20 protein-coding genes and 2 pseudogenes are annotated in these 17,557 nt (G+C 70.3%); 11 read left to right on the top strand and 11 right to left on the bottom strand.

Annotated elements, in window-relative coordinates; all coding sequences use genetic code 11:
* Positions 1 to 13 precede the first annotated feature (13 nt).
* Positions 14 to 340: pseudogene (locus ABZ899_RS35605) on the top strand (hypothetical protein); the annotation flags it as partial.
* Positions 341 to 352: 12 nt separating this feature from the next.
* On the opposite strand, the gene ABZ899_RS35600 reads toward ABZ899_RS35605, so the two are convergent.
* Entirely contained in the window at positions 353 to 910 is a 558-nt protein-coding gene (locus ABZ899_RS35600) for a YcxB family protein (RefSeq protein WP_361354815.1), read from the bottom strand.
* 131 nt (positions 911 to 1,041) lie between these two features.
* On the opposite strand from ABZ899_RS35600, the pseudogene ABZ899_RS35595 reads away from it, so the two are divergent.
* Positions 1,042 to 1,317 (top strand): annotated as a pseudogene (locus ABZ899_RS35595) (helix-turn-helix domain-containing protein); the annotation flags it as partial.
* A 72-nt stretch (positions 1,318 to 1,389) separates the two neighbouring features.
* Here the strand turns inward: ABZ899_RS35595 and ABZ899_RS35590 are convergent.
* Positions 1,390 to 1,758: a hypothetical protein gene (locus ABZ899_RS35590; protein WP_361354864.1), complete on the bottom strand. Its 369-nt coding sequence runs from the start codon at positions 1,756 to 1,758 to the stop codon at positions 1,390 to 1,392.
* A 123-nt stretch (positions 1,759 to 1,881) separates the two neighbouring features.
* Between ABZ899_RS35590 and sigJ the strand changes: the two genes are divergently transcribed.
* A complete protein-coding gene (gene sigJ / locus ABZ899_RS35585; RefSeq protein WP_361354861.1) occupies positions 1,882 to 2,802 on the top strand; it encodes an RNA polymerase sigma factor SigJ in 921 nt (306 codons plus the stop codon).
* Here sigJ and ABZ899_RS35580 read toward each other — a convergent pair.
* Positions 2,795 to 3,892: a MerR family transcriptional regulator gene (locus ABZ899_RS35580; protein ID WP_361354859.1), complete on the bottom strand. Its 1,098-nt coding sequence runs from the start codon at positions 3,890 to 3,892 to the stop codon at positions 2,795 to 2,797. The genes sigJ and ABZ899_RS35580 overlap by 8 nt on opposite strands.
* A 446-nt stretch (positions 3,893 to 4,338) precedes the next feature.
* On the opposite strand from ABZ899_RS35580, the gene fxsT (ABZ899_RS35575) reads away from it, so the two are divergent.
* The 3 genes from fxsT (ABZ899_RS35575) (at position 4,339) to fxsT (ABZ899_RS35565) (ending at position 9,644) form a co-directional block, all read left to right on the top strand.
* A complete protein-coding gene (gene fxsT / locus ABZ899_RS35575; RefSeq protein WP_361354812.1) occupies positions 4,339 to 6,822 on the top strand; it encodes an FxSxx-COOH system tetratricopeptide repeat protein in 2,484 nt (827 codons plus the stop codon).
* A 141-nt stretch (positions 6,823 to 6,963) separates the two neighbouring features.
* Complete coding sequence (locus ABZ899_RS35570; protein ID WP_361354809.1) at positions 6,964 to 7,422, top strand: hypothetical protein; 459 nt, start codon at positions 6,964 to 6,966, stop codon at positions 7,420 to 7,422.
* A 44-nt stretch (positions 7,423 to 7,466) separates the two neighbouring features.
* Positions 7,467 to 9,644, top strand: coding sequence for an FxSxx-COOH system tetratricopeptide repeat protein (gene fxsT, locus ABZ899_RS35565; RefSeq protein WP_361354807.1), 2,178 nt, complete (start codon positions 7,467 to 7,469; stop codon positions 9,642 to 9,644).
* On the opposite strand, the gene ABZ899_RS35560 is transcribed toward fxsT (ABZ899_RS35565), so the two are convergent.
* The 5 genes from ABZ899_RS35560 to ABZ899_RS35540 form a co-directional block, all read right to left on the bottom strand.
* Positions 9,633 to 10,778 carry a pyridoxal phosphate-dependent aminotransferase gene (locus ABZ899_RS35560; protein ID WP_361354804.1) on the bottom strand — a complete coding sequence of 382 codons (1,146 nt, stop codon included), beginning with the start codon at positions 10,776 to 10,778 and terminating at the stop codon, positions 9,633 to 9,635. The genes fxsT (ABZ899_RS35565) and ABZ899_RS35560 overlap by 12 nt on opposite strands.
* Positions 10,779 to 11,075: 297 nt before the next feature.
* A complete protein-coding gene (locus ABZ899_RS35555) occupies positions 11,076 to 11,822 on the bottom strand; it encodes a phosphotransferase (protein WP_361354801.1) in 747 nt (248 codons plus the stop codon).
* Positions 11,823 to 12,065: 243 nt separating this feature from the next.
* Positions 12,066 to 12,632 carry a G/U mismatch-specific DNA glycosylase gene (mug, locus tag ABZ899_RS35550; protein ID WP_361354798.1) on the bottom strand — a complete coding sequence of 189 codons (567 nt, stop codon included), beginning with the start codon at positions 12,630 to 12,632 and terminating at the stop codon, positions 12,066 to 12,068.
* Positions 12,633 to 12,694: 62 nt separating this feature from the next.
* The gene (locus ABZ899_RS35545) at positions 12,695 to 13,360 is read right to left on the bottom strand and encodes an HAD family hydrolase (protein ID WP_361354794.1); all 666 of its coding nucleotides are present in this window, start codon (positions 13,358 to 13,360) and stop codon (positions 12,695 to 12,697) included.
* A 72-nt stretch (positions 13,361 to 13,432) separates the two neighbouring features.
* A complete protein-coding gene (locus ABZ899_RS35540; protein WP_361354791.1) occupies positions 13,433 to 13,615 on the bottom strand; it encodes a hypothetical protein in 183 nt (60 codons plus the stop codon).
* Positions 13,616 to 13,860: 245 nt separating this feature from the next.
* Between ABZ899_RS35540 and ABZ899_RS35535 the strand changes: the two genes are divergently transcribed.
* Positions 13,861 to 13,989 (top strand): hypothetical protein, encoded by a 129-nt coding sequence (locus tag ABZ899_RS35535; protein WP_361354788.1) that lies wholly within the window; start codon positions 13,861 to 13,863, stop codon positions 13,987 to 13,989.
* 29 nt (positions 13,990 to 14,018) lie between these two features.
* Here the strand turns inward: ABZ899_RS35535 and ABZ899_RS35530 are convergent, their stop codons facing one another.
* On the bottom strand, positions 14,019 to 14,909 hold the full coding sequence (locus ABZ899_RS35530; protein ID WP_361354786.1) for a winged helix-turn-helix domain-containing protein: 891 nt from the start codon (positions 14,907 to 14,909) through the stop codon (positions 14,019 to 14,021).
* A 347-nt stretch (positions 14,910 to 15,256) separates the two neighbouring features.
* On the opposite strand from ABZ899_RS35530, the gene ABZ899_RS35525 reads away from it, so the two are divergent.
* On the top strand, positions 15,257 to 15,631 hold the full coding sequence (locus ABZ899_RS35525) for a peptidase inhibitor family I36 protein (RefSeq protein WP_361354783.1): 375 nt from the start codon (positions 15,257 to 15,259) through the stop codon (positions 15,629 to 15,631).
* 17 nt (positions 15,632 to 15,648) lie between these two features.
* Positions 15,649 to 16,035: a hypothetical protein gene (locus ABZ899_RS35520; protein ID WP_361354780.1), complete on the top strand. Its 387-nt coding sequence runs from the start codon at positions 15,649 to 15,651 to the stop codon at positions 16,033 to 16,035.
* Between the two features lie 216 nt (positions 16,036 to 16,251).
* Here ABZ899_RS35520 and ABZ899_RS35515 read toward each other — a convergent pair whose 3' ends face one another.
* On the bottom strand, positions 16,252 to 16,455 hold the full coding sequence (locus ABZ899_RS35515; RefSeq protein ID WP_361354777.1) for a hypothetical protein: 204 nt from the start codon (positions 16,453 to 16,455) through the stop codon (positions 16,252 to 16,254).
* On the opposite strand from ABZ899_RS35515, the gene ABZ899_RS35510 reads away from it, so the two are divergent.
* Positions 16,445 to 16,657: a hypothetical protein gene (locus tag ABZ899_RS35510; protein ID WP_361354774.1), complete on the top strand. Its 213-nt coding sequence runs from the start codon at positions 16,445 to 16,447 to the stop codon at positions 16,655 to 16,657. The genes ABZ899_RS35515 and ABZ899_RS35510 overlap by 11 nt on opposite strands.
* Positions 16,658 to 16,767: 110 nt before the next feature.
* On the opposite strand, the gene ABZ899_RS35505 is transcribed toward ABZ899_RS35510, so the two are convergent.
* Entirely contained in the window at positions 16,768 to 17,235 is a 468-nt protein-coding gene (locus ABZ899_RS35505; protein ID WP_361354772.1) for a hypothetical protein, read from the bottom strand.
* 226 nt (positions 17,236 to 17,461) lie between these two features.
* Between ABZ899_RS35505 and ABZ899_RS35500 the strand changes: the two genes are divergently transcribed.
* The coding region (locus tag ABZ899_RS35500; RefSeq protein WP_361353079.1) for a helix-turn-helix domain-containing protein at positions 17,462 to 17,557 on the top strand (96 nt) is incomplete at its 3' end.

The following is a 17,557-nucleotide window of genomic DNA, read 5'->3' as shown; positions in this document are numbered from 1 at the left end:
GCACGGCCGTCTCCTGCAGGGGCTGAGCGTCCAGCGGGTCAACCGGCTCATCTGGGCCCCGGACATGGTCGGCTGCCTGTTGTTCCGGATCTCCGGCCACCTCGGCTTCGTCGAGATCTGCCATCGCGGGTGGCCCTGTCTGCGTCGCCGCGATCCCGGCTGGTGGATCGTCGCCATCAACCAGCTCGGCTCGCTCCTCGTCACTGTCTCGGCAATCGCCGCCTACACCCGGCCCGCCACCGGCAGGCTGGTAAACGTCGACATCGCAGGCTGGGGCACCTTCCTCGGCGCGGCATGCTTCGCCCCCGCGGGTCTCCTGCAACCGTACGAACGCCCCTGACCGTGAACGGTGTCAGACCCGCTTCGCGTACCGGTCCAGGAGAGCGCGCAGCCGGGCGACGTCGTCGGCAGTGCTGAGCCCGTGCTTGGGCAGGACATCGACGCACAGGATGTTGGGGTCGCGGCTGAGCAGAACGAAGTGACCCTTCGTCTCGCGGTAGCCCTGGTACACCGACCACTTCTGGACGAGCGTGGTGTGGTCGCTGCTGGTCGTGATGCCGGCCGGAGACACCGAGGTGCGGTACTCGCCCTGCCATCCGACGAGACGCTGCACCTGGGCGGCCTGAAGCCGCGGATAGCCGGCCACCAGCAGAACGACGACGAGGAACAGCACCGTGGAGACCGGGTCGGCCCCGCCCCGGTTGATCGTGCCCAGCAGCCACTGCCCCACCCACAGCACCAGGAACACGACCCGCAGGACCAGTCCCCACCGCTTGATCCGCTGCCGGGCCCGGAGCCCGGCCAGGGTGTCGGCCGGCTGCGGACGGTACACCAGGTGCACCGCCGCCTCCCCCGCGACGTCGGACGATCTTTCCTCGCTGTCGCTGGTGACTTCGCGGCCCTCGGCCATGGTCCCTCCCCCGTAAGACGACCTGCGGATCGTACCGTTCCCTTGGCGGGCCGCACACGGCGTGCCTCCAACGGCCGACGGAAGTCTCAGCGGCTCGACGTCCGGTGCCGTCCGGGAAGCGGAGAAAGCCCATGAGCGACGAGGACCCGCTCATGGGACTGGTGCACCTGCTGCGCGCGGTGACGGCGGAATGCGACCCGCTCGGTGCCGAGTTCGCCGCCTGGCGTGGACTCCATCCCTCCGACGTGCGGGCGTTGATCCATCTTTTACTGGATGCCGCGCGGGGCGGACCCGGGTGCACGCAGCGCCAGCTCGGTGAGCAACTGCGGCAGAACTCGGCCGGGACCACTGCCCCGGTGGACCTGCTGGAGCGGCTCGGACTCGTCCGGCGTAGCAGGGGCACCGTCGACCGGCGACGTGTGCTGCTGCGGGTGGAGGAAAAGAGGCCAGTCAACTCGGGACACGGCGGCCGAGGTCTCTCAGCGTCGTGCGAGCGCCAGCACGCTCAGTCCGAACATCAGGACGCCCAGGGGCAGATGGACAGACGGGACGTGCGCGATGCCCAGCACCACCTGGACCGAGGCCAGCGCGAGGAAGCCCGACGCGTGAAGGATGGGCCGGGGCGATCCGCCGCCCGGCTTCCACGCCAGTACCGCGGCGAGCACGTACAGCATGGACGCCCCGTACATCACGCGGGCTCCGGCACTGTGCAGCGTCTCGCCGTAGGAAGCGGTCAGCAGCAGTCCGGCGGAGACCGCCTGAAGAAGGATGGTCAAGGTCTGCAAGGCGATGGCGAACCGCAGGAACGAGGTGCCGCGTGTCACGTGGGCCGTCTCTTGAATGGCCATGTACCGGTCCTCCTACTCCGCCCTCGGGTTCTCCACCCTCGGGTCAGGGATCGACGACGTTCACCCACACGACGACGTGGGCCGGCAGAAGGTAAGGCGAGGGGTGGCGGGAGTATGAGGACCGTGGACACAAGCGCAGCGGAGACGACGGGCGCACGACGCCAACTGATCAACGTGGCCTACCGGTTGCTCGGTTCGGTGACCGAGGCCGAGGACGCCGTGCAGGACGCGTACGCACGCTGGTACGGGCTGCCGCGAAGCCGCCGGGAGGCGATCCGCTCCCCCACCGCCTGGCTGACGACGGTCACCGGTCGTATCTGCCTGGACCTGCTCGGCTCGGCACGGGCCCGCCGGGAACGCTACGTCGGCGCATGGCTGCCGGAGCCGCTGCCCGCTCGTGCCGAGTGGCGCCAGGCGGGCGGAGCCGACCCGGCCGCGTCCGGCGACCCCGCCGACCAGATCGTCCTCGACGAGTCGGTGACCACGGCCTTCCTCGTCGTTATGGAGTCGATGACGCCGGCGGAGCGGGTGGCCTTCGTCCTGCACGACGTCTTCCGGTACCCGTTCGCCGACATCGCGGGAGTCCTCGGCCGATCCCCCGCGGCCTGCAAACAGTTGGCGGCGTCCGCACGGCGGCGGGTGAGCGCCGCGGGCACCCCGGCCGGCACGGCCGACCAGGCGGACGTGGTGAGACGCGTCAAAGAGGCCTGGGAGAAGAAGGACATCGCGGCCCTTGTGCGTGTGCTCGACCCGGCAGCCGTCATGACGGCCGACGGCGGCGGCGTGGTGGGCACCGTCCTGCGCCCGGTCGAGGGGCACGCGCGCATCGCCCAGTACATGGTCGCCATCGCGGACAAGGCTGCCGGCCTCGAATTGCTGGAGCGGTCGGTCAACGGGACGCCGGGGCTGGTGGCCCGGCGCGCCGGCGCCGTCGTGACCGTGGCCTCCTTCGAGGTCGTGGACGGGAGCGTCACCCGCATCTGGGTGGTCCGCAACCCGGAGAAGCTGCGACCGTGGGCCCGCGAGGGCATCGCGTTCACGTGATGAGCAGGCGGAGCCCGAGGTCTGCCGCCGGGAGGTCCGTGAGGTCGCTGTTGCGCTCGGCCCAGCGGCCGGACGCGAGGTCGTCGCCGAGGCTCTGCACCGCACGCCGCTCAGCCTCGGGACCGACCCTCGTCCACACCGACGTCGCGCGGCGCACACGGTCCTCCAGATATGCGGCCGGTCGGCGCCAGTACGCCTCGAACAGGCCGTCGGCACAGTCCCACGGGACGGGTACCGGCTCGGTACGGGCGTCGATCGCGTCGGCCATAGCGGCGAGCGAGGGAAACCCGGCGAGGACGGTGGCGAACTCGGGCAGGTAGTCCCGGGTGAGCCAGAAGCGGTCCTGCCATCCGGGCTCGTCGGTGTCGAACGTGAGCACCACGACACGGCGGGCGACGCGCCGCATCTCGCGCAGCCCCGCTATCGGGTCCTCCCAATGGTGAACGGTCGAGACGGCCATCGCGACGTCGAAGGCACCGTCCTCGAACGGCAGGCTCTCAGCTGCGGCGGCCACACACGGTGCCGAGCCGACAGGCCGCTGCCTCCGCATGACCGCCGACGGCTCGACGGCGATGACCTCGCGCGCGACGGGCTCGTAACTGCCGGTGCCGGCCCCGACGTTCAGGACCGTCTGCGCGTCGCCGAGCCCGTCGAGGATCTGTGCGGCGATCCGTGGCTCCGTACGCCGCGTCGCCGTGTAGGCGCCGCCGATCGCGTCGTACAGGCGCGCGCCGAGCACCTCCAGCTGCTCCTCCGGCGTCACCGTACGTCCCTTCCCCCGCGCCTCGATTTCCCTGTCGATGGCCGCCACCATGGCGTCGGCGCGGTCACGCCGCTCCAGCAGCAGCCCGCGCAGCTGGAGCAGGCGCGCGACCGGGTCGGTCGACGCGTCACCGACCAGATCGGCGATCTCTCGCAGGCCGAATCCCAGCCGCCGGTAGGCCAGCACCTCCCGGAGCCGCTCCACATCCCCCGCCGAATAGGCCCGATAATCCTTCTCGGTGCGCGCCGACGGACGCACCAGTCCGATCTTGTCGTAGTGGTGCAGTGTGCGCACGGTCACGCCGGCCAGCTCCGCCACGCGTCCCACGGTCCAGTGATCCTCCACGGGCCCGACTATGCGGCCTGACGTCGCGTGAGGGTCAAGGGTGCCGGGTGGCGTGACGGGAACTGCTGGACCGGAGGCGGTGGCTCTGTCGATCGGCTACCGCAACTGCGTTGTGCTGGCGCAGAATTGGCCTTCTGCTCGTCAGGGAGGCGACCACGTGTCGGACCGCGACAGCCGTATTTTTCTAAGGAACGTTGGGCTGTTCAGACATCACCCCCGCTGATGGCTCTCGTCGCCGCTGCATGAATTCGTGATCGTGAAGAGCGGGGGCCATCACGGTAGACACCATGAGCGGTCACGAGTCGAAGGCGTGCAGCTCCGCGTCCGCAAGCCTGTGTCCTGAGTGGCGACCGCGCGCGGCGTGCACGGCGGGTGCGGGCTGACTGCGACAGGGTCGTGTCGGTCGAGCCCGAAGGCAGGAGGTTGAGGTGGCGGATTCCCCGGGCAGGCCCTGGTTGTTCGTCAGCCACGCCGGGGCGGATCTCGCGTGGGCCGAGTGGGTGGCCTGGCAGTTGCAGGACGCCGGGTACGACGTGGAGCTGGACTCCTGGCACTGGGGTGCCGGGGACAACGTCATCGTGCGGATGGACGAGGCCCTCGCCGGGCGCCGGATGGTGGCGTTGTTCTCCGCCGCCTACTTCGACCGCCGGAGATGGACCACCGAGGAGTGGACGGCGGTGATCGCCGGCCGGGATCAGCTGATCCCGGTCCGCCTCGACGACGCGGCGGCACCACCGATGTTGCGTGCGCTCAAGGCCACGGCTCTCTATGGGATGGATGAGGAAGCAGCCCGGCAAGTGCTCCTTGCGGCGGTCGCCGGGCCCGTGGGGGCGCCCGAGACGAAACCCGGGTTTCCCGGCGGGGAGCAGGGAGCCGGACGCGGTGGCCGTTTGCGGCGTACGGGTTCGACCGGGCCGCGGCTGCCAGGGACGCTGCCGCGGGTGTGGAACGTACCGGCGCGCAATGCCGGTCTCGTCGGGCGTGAGGAGCTGCTTGCCGCAGTGCGGGGCCTGCTGACGGGCGGACCTGCAGCCGTGCCGGTCGTGCTGCACGGACAGGGGGCGGTGGGCAAGAGCCAGGTGGCCGTCGAGTACGCGCACCGCTTCTGCGGCGAGTACGAGCTGGTGTGGTGGGTGCGGGCGGAGGACCCCGCGCTCATCCCTCACCAACTCGCCCGCCTGGCTATGGCCACCGGCGTGGCCGACCGGACCACGTCCCCCCGGAACGCCGTGGCCGACCTGGCGGTGGAGCTGCGGTCACGGACACGCTGGCTGATCGTCTTCGACGACGCGGCGGACCCCGAAGCCGTGGCCGGATACCTGCCGTCCGGTGCGGGACACGTGCTGATCACCTCGCGCAGCCCGCGGTGGCACGGGCTCGCCACCCCGGTCGGTGTCGACATACTGCCCCGCAGCGACTCGATCGCTCTGTTGCGCGGCCGCACGCCGTGGCTGGCGGTCGGTGACGCGGATCGGCTCGCGGCAGCGCTGGACGACTGGCCTCTGGCGCTTGTGCAGGCAGCCGGGGTCCTGACGACGACGAGCGTGCGGCACTACCTGGAAGAGCTGTCCCGCAGGGCCGGGGAGGCGACCGACGGGGGCAAGCCACTCGACTACCCCTGGACGCTGGCCGCGCAGATCCGGCTCAGCATGCGACGGCTGCGGGCTCAGGACCCGCAGGCCGTCGAGGTGCTGCACGCCTGCGCACTCCTGGCTCCGGAGCCGTTCACCCTGCCCGTCCTGCCGGACGGCGAAGCTGCCCGGGCGTCGTCCATGGGGCGGGTCATGGCGGACCGGGCCACGAGGAATCGCGTGCTGACAGCCCTTCAGCGACACGGGCTGGCCCGCGTCGCCGGCGGCAGCGTCCACCTGAACCGGCTCACCCAGGCCGTCATCGAGGGCCGGCTCACCGCCGCGGAGCGTGCCGCCGCCGCCCACCACGCCTCCGTTCTGCTCGCAGCCGCGTTCCCGGGCCACGCCCAGGATCCTGCCGCCTGGCCCGGTTGGCCCGAACTGCTGCCGCATCTTTTCGCGATCGCCCCCGGCGACCTGGTGACGGACACCGCTCGTGTCGCAGCCTGCGAAGCCTGCCGGTACCTCGTCGACCGCGGCGGCACTGCCGCCGTACTGCCCCGCCTGGAGAGCCTCCATCGCACCTGGACCGCCGAGTTGGGAGCTGATCACCCCGTGACCCGGCGCGTCACCGCCTGTCTCGCCCAGGCCGCCACCGCGGTCGCCGACCACCACCGCGCCTTCTCCCTGGACCGCGGCCTCCTCGACCAGCAACGGCGGGAACTCGGCGAGGACCACCCGGACACCCTGCGCACCGCCTCCAACACGGCGGCCGACCTGTTGGATCTCGGGCGGCTGGAAGAGGCACTGGAACTGGCCCGGGACACCGTGCACCGTTACGGGCGCGTCGTCGGCGAGGAGCATCCCGAGACGCTGACCGTCGCATCCACCGTGGCGGCCGCTCTGGCCGGACTGGGACGCGTGGAGGAATCCCTGGAGCTCGCCCAGGACACCATGAGCAGGCAGCGCCGGGTCCTCGGCGAGGACCACCCCGACACGCTCTTCACCGCCTCCAACATGGCAGCCGACCTCGCGGAACTGGGACGTATGGACGAAGCATGCGCGCTGGCGGAGGACACCCTGCGCCGACGCCGGCGGATCCTGGGCGACAACCATCCCGAGACCCTCGTCACCGCGTCCAACGTGGCGGCCAGCCTGGCAGGGCTCGGCCGGCTCGAAGAGGCCCGCCGCGTCGCCCGGGACACCGCGGAACGCCGGCGGCTCGTCCTCGGTGAGGAACACCCGGACACCCGGCTCAGTGCCGCACTGTTGAGCAGCATCGACTCAGCTGCGGTGGAGGCCCCTGCCGCTTCCCCGCCGACGCCCGGGGACACGCCGTAGTACTTCTCCCGGACGGGGTCGGCAGCTTCAACTGCCCTTACAGGCAACAGGCTTCGCGATTTGAACGTCATCGGGAAGCAATCCTCAGCGAGTATGCCGTCAAGGTGTTAAATGGTCTCAACAGACAACGGGGGAGGAAAAGTGCCCACACCCGGAGTGGACCTGGTGGCCGGAGCGGCGGTCGGATACCTCGTGCGGAAGGCACGCCGGGTGAGTGCCCCCGCCGACGGCGACGCCGACCATGTTCTCGAGGCGAACATGGACGCCCTGCACGACCTGGTCAGCGGAGCCGTCGGCGATGACCCGGCTCTCACCCGTCTGCTGGAGCAGGCCGGTGACGGTGAGGTGACCGAGCGCACGACGCGGCGGGCCACGGACGCGATCGCCGACCTGGCGGAGGAGGACTCCGGGTTCGCCACCGAGCTGGCCGCGTCCGTCGACCGCCTGCAGCGGCACGAAGCCGGGCTGGGGCCGCACAACGGCATCAACGTGGCACATGACCTTCGCGTCGAGACGGGCGGCGTCGTGGTCGGTGGCAACGTCTCGGGAGGAGTGACCACCGGCGCCCACCCTTCCACCCCGGGACCGCACGAGGGCTAAGCGGTCCCGGAGAGACGCCTGCCCAACCCCCGGTCGCGGCCGGGATGGCAGCGATCGGCGGTGGGGTCGTTGCCGAACACATCGACAACGTCCACCTCATATCGCCGCCTTCACACGAACCAGCCCCCCGCTTACGGCCGATCCGCGCCCTGCCGTCACGCAACCAGGCGTTCACCGGGCGCACCGCCCTCCTGGAGCGCGTCGCCGCCAGCATGCAGGGCACCGACGAAGGTCACACCGACGACCCCGGCGTGGTCTCCCTCATCGGCATGGGCGGCATCGGCAAGACCCAACTGGCCCTCGAATACGCCCATCGCCATGCTCATCACTACGGGCTGGTCTGGTGGGTGGGCGCCGACCAGCTCGCCGCCGTCATGGCCGGCCTCACCGCCCTCGCCTCCCAGTTGGGACTCACCGCCGGACAGCCGTCCCTGCTCATACGGGCGCTCTGGGTGGAACTGTCCGCCAGGAGCGACTGGTTGTTGGTGTACGACAACCTCGACGATCTCGGCGCCATGAACGACCTCCTCCCTCCCAGCGGAGGGAAGCTGCTCATCACCGGCCGCGATCCCCGTATCGGTCGCATCGGCACGCGCATCGACGTCCCCGAGTTCGAACGCGACGAGTCGATCACACTGCTGTCCCGCCGCTGCCCCTCCCTGTCCCCCGAGGACGCCGACCGCGTCGCAGCCGCAGTGGGTGACCTTCCCCTGTCGGTGGAGCAAGTCGGATGCTTTCTCGACGAAACCCGCCTGGAGACATCGGACTACCTCAGGCTCCTGGAGTCACAGCCGACGGCGAGCGGCCTGGACGACCGCACCGTCGCGGCGCACCCCGGACTGGTGTCAGTGGTCGCCACCAGCCGCGACCGGCTGATGGCGACGGCCGGCCCGACGGCCGCGACCCTCCTCGACCGGCTCGCGTTCCTCGCGCCGGAGCCGATCCCTCTCGGCTCCGATCCCGCCGTCGGGCCACCCCGGTTCGGTGTCCAGCTCGGTGACACGGCGACGGCCGCCCTCGCCGTCCGCAAGATCGTCACCCTGGGCCTGGCCCGGCACGCCGACAACGCCCTGCAGATGCACCGCCTCGTGCACGCCCTGCTCCGGGCGAGACTTCCGCTGGACCAGCACGGGGTGACCCACCACGCCGCCGAGGAACTGCTCGCCACGATCACATTGGGCGACCCGGACACCCCCGAGACCTGGCCCGAATACGGGATGATCGTCCCGCACGTCCGGGAGCTCCTGTCGTCCACCGCGTCCCTGCCGGGGCCCCAGCTGGACGCGGAAGGGTTCCGTGCCCTGGTCCTGAAGGTCCAGCGCTATCTGTACTTCTCCGGCCAGTCCCGGTCCGCGGTCGACATCTGCCGGATCACCCGGGAGTCCTGGACGGACCGCCTGAGCCCCGACCATCCCGACACACTCCACTCCGGCTACAACCTCGCGTCCAACCTCTTCGAACTCGGTGAGTACGCGCAGGCGAGGGAGGTCGACCAGGACGTCTGGAACAGGCGATGCCGGGTCCTCGGGATGGACCATCCCGACACCATCCGGTCGGCGCACCAGCTCGCGGCAGACCTCTGCGACCTGGGCGACTTCGCCGGAGCGCGAGCCCTGGACGAGGAAGGGTGGCGCCACCGCCGCCGTCTGCTCGGCGAGGACCACCCGGACACCCTGCAGTCGGCGCACTACCTGGGCTCCGACCTGTACGAGCTCGGCGAGCGCGAGAAGGCCCGCGACATCAACGAGGACGTCTGGCAGCGGCGCCGCCGGGTCCTCGGCGAGACCCACCCCGACACGCTGCACTCCGCGCACCACCTCGCATCGGATCTGTGCGACCTGGGCGAGTTGGAGCGGGCGCGGGAGCTGGAGCTGTGGGTGCTGGGGCAGCGGCGCGAGCGACTGGGTGAGGATCACCCGGACACCCTGCGCTCGAGGCACTACCTGGCCATCACCCTGCACCGGATGGGTGACTACTCCCAGGCCCGGGCACTGAACGAGGAGGTCTGGAACCGGCGGCGGCAGCTGCACGGCGACGACCACCCCGACACCCTCCGCTCGGCCTACAGCCTCGCCGACGATCTGTCCGCCCTCCAGGACTACACAGGCGCCCGCGAACTCCATCAAGACACGTGGGAACGGCGACGCCGCGTGCTGGGTGAAAGCCATCCGGAGACGCGACGTTCGGCCCAGGCGCTGGCGGAAGTGCCGTCAGCTTCGTGAGCGGCCCACGGCGAGCTCGGCCCCGAGATCCGCGATCACTTCGGCGGCTCGGTGGACGACGTCCGGATCACGCAGCAGGGCCAGACGAAGATGCTTCCGCCCCAGGTACGGTGACCACCAGTAGAACCTCTCGCCCGACAGCACGTGGACGCCACGCAGGGCAAGCAGCTTGCGGACGTCCTCCCCGTCCAGTCCGTCCACCTCCACCTTCAGCCACGCCAAACCCAGCTTCCCGGTGTCGTCCGGCCGCAGGAACGAGCCGGGGACCGTGCTCTGGAACAGCGCCCGGTTCCGCACCACGAGTTCGCGGAGGTAGCGGCCGCCGTCGGCCTCGGCGAGACCCACGAACTCCGTGATGAGCCGCACGGTGAACGGTGAGAGGTGGAGGAGGAAGTCCGAGTGCATCCCCACCACGGCGCTCACCAGCCTCGGTGAAACACACAGGAAGGGAGCCTTCAGCTCGGCAGCGGGCCAGACCTTGCCCGTGTCCTCGATGACGACGCAGTCGATTCCCGAGGCGGCGAGGATGCCGTAGTGGTCGTAGACCTCGTCGGCGGACAGGTAGACCCGGAAGCAGCCGTCGAGGACGAGGAGCTTGTTCTCGGTGCGGCAGTAGTCGACGATCCGGGTGAACGCCTCCTTGCCGACGACGGTACCGGTCGGGTTGTTGGGGCTCACCAGGAAGATCACGTCCGCGGTGAGTGTGCCGAGCAGCCTCTCCAACGCGGCCGGCCCGTCCGTCAGCGCCGTCTCCGGGATCGGCTGCAGGGGGATGCGGTGCCGCTGGAGGATGTCCGCGATGTTGTCGAAGCAGGGTTCGATGAGGGCCGCCGAAAGTCCCCTGAGGCGAAGCAGGTTGGCCACGATCTCGACCGCCATCGAGGCGGAGTAGGACATCAGCCCGGTGAAGTACTCGGGGACATAGGACTGCGATCCCAGCGCGAGGTAGCGACGTATGTACTCGGCCTCGGCTTCCTGCCCGCCTCTGCGGTCGGACTCCCTGAAGAAGCGTGCCGAGTCGGCGATGATGTCGGATTCGGCGCGGGTCCAGGGGCGGAAGGCGTGTCCATCCGACAGATTGAGCTCGAACGGGAGCGCGTCCACCTCCTCTTGCGTGAGATTGCGCTCGATCACTGACACCCCTTGCGTATCCACTCGACTGACCCTGCACGTAACGCCTCTGATCGTCCCTCTTCGCCTTCACCATCCGCAAGGTGGCGGTATGTCAACTTAACTGAGTTCAGGGGCTGTTGGGCCGAGGCTGCTGTGTACGACCCATGCCCACCGGCACGGCGTCGGGTGGACGCGCCGCAACGGCCGGCTGGGCAGTGGTCTTCGAGGGCACCGACCAGGTCCTCGACCCTCACGCGTCACTCCGACGCAGTGGCCCCATGGGCACCGTCACGCGTGACTACAGGGCCGATGGCCCCCTCACATGTGGGCTCTGAGCACGTCGATCTCACATCCGGGCGCGTCCGCGTCGAAGCCGTGCTCGATCAGCCATCGAACCGCCAGCAGGCTCCGCACCGACCACCAGGCGCGGATCACGTCGCGATCGACGTCGGCGCCGTAGCCGGCGAGGACGTCGTCCAGGTGCTCCTCATGTCCGAGCGTGAAGGTGGCGAGGTCGTACAGGGCATCGCCCCGGCCCGCCTCGGACCAGTCGATGATGCCCGAGACCTCATCCGCCTCAACGAAGACGTGTGCGATCTGCAGGTCGCCGTGCGTGAACGCCGGGGGCCACGGGCGCAGTGCGGCCTCGGCGACCCGGCGGTTGCGGGTGACCAAGTCGGCGGGCAGCAGGCCGTTCGCCACGAGGAGATCGCACTCGGCGTCGAGCTCCGCCGACAAGGTGGCGATGCTGCGCCCGGCCCGGCCCAGCCGGGGTGGCAGGGGTGCGTCGTGCAGCTGCCGGATGGCGGCACCCGCCGCGGCCCACCCCGCTGCCGGCCCCGTCGACGGCCCGCCGAGGCGCCCGAGCGTCGTCCCCCGGACCGCGGCCGTCGCGAGCACGGGCGGCGTGCACCACAGGACCTGCGGGGTCGGGACCGGCGCGAGGGCCATCGCCTCGACCTCGGCGTCGAGGCGCGTCGGGTCGGCGTCCACCTTCAGGAACACCTCACCGACACGCAGCGTCGCCCGCTCGGAATGGGCCACGACGACTTCCACCTCGTCCATGGGCGCCCAGTATCCCGGAGGGGATCGTCGCCGTCGCCGGGTTTGTCATCTGCGCCGACGCAGCGGTACGGCCCGCCACATTGCGGCAGCCCGGTCATCACACCCTCCTCCGCAGCAGTACGAGCACAAGGCATCCGGCGCCCACCGGACCGCGGTGGCAGCCATGCGCGACCTGGAGGTGGCCACGGCGGACTCCTCCGGCGCAGACCGAGCGCAGGCACCTCGTCAGTCCAGGGCTTCGAGTCACCTGGGCTGGTGCTCGAATGGGCCGTCGCCGATGAGGCCGGAGCGGTCGGGCAGGCCGGCGGCGACGCGGAGCTTGGCGAACTCCGCGGCGAGCGCGGACGGCGGGTAGTGCGCGTTGAGCCCACTGGGGTTCGGCAGAACCCACACCCGTGCACCGCCGATGGACGCCCGCTGGGCACCCACGCCCGCGTCGCGGGCCCCGAACGCCGCTCGGTACCCGGTGATCCCCGGAAAGGCCAGCCACCTGGGGCGCAGCGCCTCCGTGCGCCGGACCAGGTCCTCGCCGCCCTGCCGGAACTCGTCCGGCGTGAGTTCCGCCGCACGGGCCGTGGGCCTGCGCACGATGCTGGTGATGCCGAGGCCCAGGGCGAGCAGGTCGCGTTCCTCCTCGGGGCGGAACCGGTGCGGTGTGAAGCCCGAGCGGTGCAGGGCCGGCCACATCCTGTTGCCGGGCGTCGAGAAGCTGTGCCCCCGCAGCGCCGACGTGAGCCCTGGGTTGATCCCGACGAAGACGACGTCCAGGCGGTCGGCGACGACGTCGTCCAAGGTCGGGTACGGGCTCACAGTGGGTCCAGTGTGTGTCCGCTCGCGGGGAGGCACAGCGCCACTCCGCGGGCGGGCCCGCCTCAAGCCAGTGGCGTGTCGTCCAGGGCCTTCACGAGGTCGCCCGGCGTGTCGTACAGGGCGATGGCGCCCGCGCTCCGCAGTTCGTCGTCGCCGAAGCCGCCGGAGCGGACGACGATCGCCGGCATCCCCGCCCGCTTGGCCGCCTCGACGTCCCACACCGAGTCGCCGACCATCACACTCGACGCGTCGGTCGGCGCACCCAGCTTCTTGAGAGCCACGTGCAGCAGGTCCGGCGCGGGCTTGGAGGCTTCGACGTCGGCGCTGCTGGTCCAGCCGTCGGCGATGTCGCGGGCATCCAGCTTGTCCAGGAAGGCATCGACGTGCCGCTCCTTGCCGGAGCTGGCCAGCACCAGCCGGTGACCGCGTTCCTTGATGGCCAAAAGCAGGTCGCGCGCACCGGGCAACGGCGCCATCTCGTCGAGCAGCGCGTCGACCTCCCGGCCTTGCTGCTCACGGACCCGGTCGCCCACCCGGCGCTCCAGATCCTCGCCTCCCAGTGCGGTGACCAGCTGGTCGCCGCCCATGCCGATCAAGCGGTGCAGCTGCCACACCGGCCAGATCTCCCCCACGGAGCGAAGGGCCCGGTACCAGGCGAGCGCGTGGTGGTAGTTGGAGTCGATCAGCGTGCCGTCGACGTCGAGGACAGCGATGGGGGATTTGGTCACGCGCACCGACTACCCCTCGACGCGCTGCTCACACGGGCTCCCCGCCCGGCTCCTGGGAGGTGAGGAGCCTGGTCACGTGTGCGTCTCGTTGCCGAGGTCCCGTCGGACCGCGACGCCCTGGTCCTCGACCAGTCCCGCCTTGTCGGGCAGGTCCAGGACAGCGCCGCAGTGGGCGCACAGCTCCCCGTCGCCGGCGGGCGTGCCGCACGCCTTGCAGAAGCGCTGGGGCTGGTCGTTCTCCGTCGTGCCTGTCATGACTCTCCGGCGTCGGTGGACAGTGGTGTGGTTCCGGGAGTACCCATGAGGCCGACGAGGAATCTCGCCGATGCGCGCGCCGATCGTCGGCGCCGTATGCCCGCCCGTCGGCGCTGACGGGCGCGAGCCGACTGCCCCATGATCGGATCTTGGACAGCCGATCATCTGGGGGATGGCGGCCGAGGTGGCATGGTCCGAACAGGCAGTGGAGCGAGTCGGCGTCCGGCTGGTGCGCCGGGACCAGGGTGGAGCCGAACAGCCTGGCGTTCTGCACACCACGCTCGCTCCGCGACTTCCTCGACTTCCTCGACTTCCTCGACTTCCTCGACTTCCTCGACTTCCTCGACTTCCTCGACTTCCTCGACAAGCCTTGAGTGACGTCCCCCGGCACACGGCGCGGCGGTCACCTCGGACCGCATCCGTTCGCCGTCAGGAGGCTGGCGCCCAGCGGGGTGAGGACGTGCAACACGGTGTTGCGGTCGCGGACGGAGGCGGCCAGTCCCGCCTCCCGCAGAATCCCGACGTGTTCGCTGGCGGTCGCGGGGGTCACGCCCACCCGGCGGGCCACCTCGCTCGTCGTACCTCCGTCCTCCAGCGCCCGCAGGACGACGGCCCTTCCGTGACCGAGCAGCCTGGCGAGCGCGCGGGGCTCCGTACCCGTCTGCTGAGGCAGCCACCAGCGGTACGAGCGGGCCGCCGGGTAGACCAGTACGGGCGACAGGTCCGGGTCGGTCAACGTGATCGGCATCTGCCAGCAGAACACGGACGGCACCAGGAGCAGCCCCCTGCCGTCGAGGCGCAGATCGCGGTCGAACGGGTAGGCCGTCTCCAGCACCGGCGGCCGCCAGCGCATCGACGGCCCCAGACCGGACAGCAGGGCGTCGACGCCGCCGCGCAGGATCTCCCGTGCACGGACCGCCCGGTCCGCCTCGACCTGGGCCCGGACGGCGGACCAGTGCGGGGCCAGGGCCGCGTGGAAGTAGCCGTGGAGTGCCTCCCCGAGGAACTCCAGTGCCGCGGGCTCGCCCTCCGCCAGCGGGCGCAGCCACCTCGGTGCCCTGGCGAGCACGGACATCTCCTGGCCCAGCCGCCGGCGCGGAGTCGACAGAACGGCCGCGACGCCCTCCGCCAGCCCCTGCGAGGACTCCGTCGGGTTGAGGAAGTCGGGGAAGCTGCCCCGAGGCGGGGCGAGTGCCCGGACGAGGTGCAGCTGGTGTCGGGGCAGCCGGCGCAGCGCGGTCCGGGCATCCGCGCGCCATATGTCGAATACGGCTCGTCCCTGACGTGTTGCCAAAAGGTTTACGCTGAGTACGAGTTCCCACAAAGGGTCGGGCGCGTCGGCGACTCGGGTACGCAGCAGATCTTCTCGCGTGAAATGTACTCGGAGCACGGCATTCCATCGCAGTCAGTCGCGTGTTCAACTGAAGAAATCAGCGCAGGACAGTACCAATGATCCCGTGGCTTCGGTGATCGCGATATCACCTTTCACGCCAACCCGCCCGATGCACACCCCTGTCCGGGCATACCAGCAGGCTTTTTCGGCAGCCGCCGAATCACCTGGCAGTGGAGGGCACCGACAGGCAGCCTGAATGGCGTACGCGACCAAGATTGTCGCACTGTCGTTCAAGGGGGAAGAACCACATGCGCACACGTGCTGCCATCGGGGCGGCAGCGGCTGCCGCTTTCGCCACCGTGCTGGTCAACGCGCCCGGCGCGGCGGCCGAGGCCGATCCGCCGGGCTGCGGGAAGGAATACTTCTGCGCCTACAGCGGGGAGAACCAGACCGGTCAACTCGTGCTGAAAACCAAGGGAAACTGGAGCGGAAGCGTAGCCTTCCGCTCCGCGTTCAACAACGGGGTGCGTTTCCCGGGCGCGGACCACGTCGACGTGACGTACACCGTCGAAGGCGGAACCGAAACCGCGTGCCTGCACTACAACCCCGGCCCGGGCGCCTACAAGGCGAACGCGGTCCCGGGCACCCGTGTCGTCAAGGTCGTATGGCGCGGCGAGTGCTGACGGAAAGGGGACTCACCGTGCTGACCGGAAAGCGACTCACCGCACTGGGCGCCGGAGTTGTGGCGGCTGCCTTCGCCGGGGTTCTCGCCGTGGCCCCGTCGGCGTCCGCCGAACCCAATCCCGCCGGGTGCGGGAAGGGCTACTTCTGCGCCTACAGCGGCGCCAACCAGTCGGGCCGGCTCCTCCTCAGGGTGGCGGGCAACTGGTCCGGGAACCTGGCCGTCGGCTCCATCTTCAACAACGGGGTCGCCTACCCGGGCGCCGACCACGTGGACGTGACGTCGTATCTCGGCGGTCAACCGTCGACGGACTGCTTCCACTACAACCCGGGCCCGGGCCGGTACAAGGCGAACGCCGAGGCGGGGCTGACCATCACGCGGGTCGTGTGGAGGGGTGAGTGCTGACACCCTGAACGACCCACCGACACACGCCGCCGGCCGGTGCGAGGTCCCACCGGTCGGCGGCGTGCTGCCGGTGCGCCCACCCGCGGGAAGTGTGGAGGATGTGCGCAGGTAGGGTGCCCGCATGTACATGCAGGGGCGCGGGCCCAGATCCCTCGCGGTGTCGGCGACGGTCATGGTGAGCCTTACGGGATTGTCGACAGGATGTGCCGCGGGGAGTCAGACCGCGCGTGCCTCCAGCACCGCCTCGGCGGGCAGTGCCGCGGCGACCCCCGAGCCGAGCGCCGGCAGCAGCGGCAGTACGCACACCTCGCAGCCGCCCTCTTCTCCCTCCCCCGAGGCCGCAGAGCCGTTGAAGGACGGATCGGCGGTGCTCGTGAGCTGCGCGAGCCCGTCGGACCCGAGCGCCACCGTGAAGATCACGAATCCCAACCGGAGCGACGGCGTCTTCACCGTGAAGATCGGCTTCCTGGACGCCCAGGGCTTCAAGATGGTCGAGACCGGTAACCAGGTGCCGGTGCCCGCGAAGGAGACGACGACCTACCGGGTGCGCGTCACGACCGCGGGGGTCGTGGACAAGATCGATCGATGCGTGGTCGAACCACGGGCCACCGCCGCTGAATGACGACCTGCCACCAGCGTCTCCGGTGGCGTCGTTCCAGCGGGTCAGTCGGGTCGGGCGTACGGCGTCGGATCGTGTGGTCTGTGGGGACCCCAACCCGTATACAGGCCGCGTCAGATGTGGGCCCGGCCCTGGTTCACGGGATGCCCGAGTGCGGCGGCGAGGGGGGCCAGTTCGTCCTCGTCGAACCCGTCACGTGCGGATTTCCAGATCGCGATCTCGAAGCGGGCGAAGCCGCACGGCCAGTCGTAGGTCAGCATGTCCAACGCGGTGGCGGCACCGCAGCAGGGCACTGTCACGGCCAGGGTGGGAAGGCCCTCCTCGGCGTGCTCTTCGAGCAGGTCGGCGTGCCACTCCGTGTCGATGGATGAACGGCAGTGCGGACAGCCGATCCGTTCCAGGTTGCCGCCGCAGTCGATGGCGGTGAGGGTGTCGTGCCAGGTGACGTCGATCTCGCTCTCCACGCCGTCGGGAAGGCCGGGTGCCATGCCGGCGGCGAGCGCGGCCGCACGCTCGCCCGCTGCCTGGTCGGGCTGCCACTGGGGATCGGTCGGAATGACCGACAGGACGTCGTCGCTCATCGGCTCATTCGGTGTCGCCGGACGGGTGCGTCCGCCCGGTCCCCGCGATCGTGGTGCCACGTGGTGGCGGGCCGGCCATGTGCCCGGCACCGCATTGACACCCGCACGTTCGTCGGCGCATGCCACTGGCTCCAGCTGATCCAGGAACTGATTCAGGGCAGTCGGCCGCCGGCCAGTTCTGATCTCCTGCATCTCACCTGTAACCCAAGTGCGTAGGGTGACGGTCGTGCAGCTCCGGTACAGCTTTCGCCTGTACCCGGATACCGGCCAGCAGAGGGCGTTGGCGAAGGCGTTCGGGTGCGCCCGCGTCGTGTTCAACGAC

Source organism: Streptomyces sp. NPDC046859, from assembly GCF_040645135.1.
Lineage (GTDB): Bacteria > Actinomycetota > Actinomycetes > Streptomycetales > Streptomycetaceae > Streptomyces.
The sequence above is the reverse complement of the archived record's forward strand: the minus strand, read 5'-3'. Positions and strand labels throughout refer to the sequence as shown.

What these genes read in the sequence shown, in the direction of transcription:
- ABZ899_RS35505 (WP_361354772.1), bottom strand. Translation starts at nt 17,235, where the DNA reads ATGAGCGACGACGTCCTGTCGGTCATTCCGACCGATCCCCAGTGGCAG.
- ABZ899_RS35600 (WP_361354815.1), bottom strand. Translation starts at nt 910, where the DNA reads ATGGCCGAGGGCCGCGAAGTCACCAGCGACAGCGAGGAAAGATCGTCC.
- ABZ899_RS35555 (WP_361354801.1), bottom strand. Translation starts at nt 11,822, where the DNA reads ATGGACGAGGTGGAAGTCGTCGTGGCCCATTCCGAGCGGGCGACGCTG.
- ABZ899_RS35525 (WP_361354783.1), top strand. Translation starts at nt 15,257, where the DNA reads ATGCGCACACGTGCTGCCATCGGGGCGGCAGCGGCTGCCGCTTTCGCC.
- ABZ899_RS35590 (WP_361354864.1), bottom strand. Translation starts at nt 1,758, where the DNA reads ATGGCCATTCAAGAGACGGCCCACGTGACACGCGGCACCTCGTTCCTG.
- ABZ899_RS35540 (WP_361354791.1), bottom strand. Translation starts at nt 13,615, where the DNA reads ATGACAGGCACGACGGAGAACGACCAGCCCCAGCGCTTCTGCAAGGCG.
- fxsT (WP_361354807.1), top strand. Translation starts at nt 7,467, where the DNA reads ATGGCAGCGATCGGCGGTGGGGTCGTTGCCGAACACATCGACAACGTC.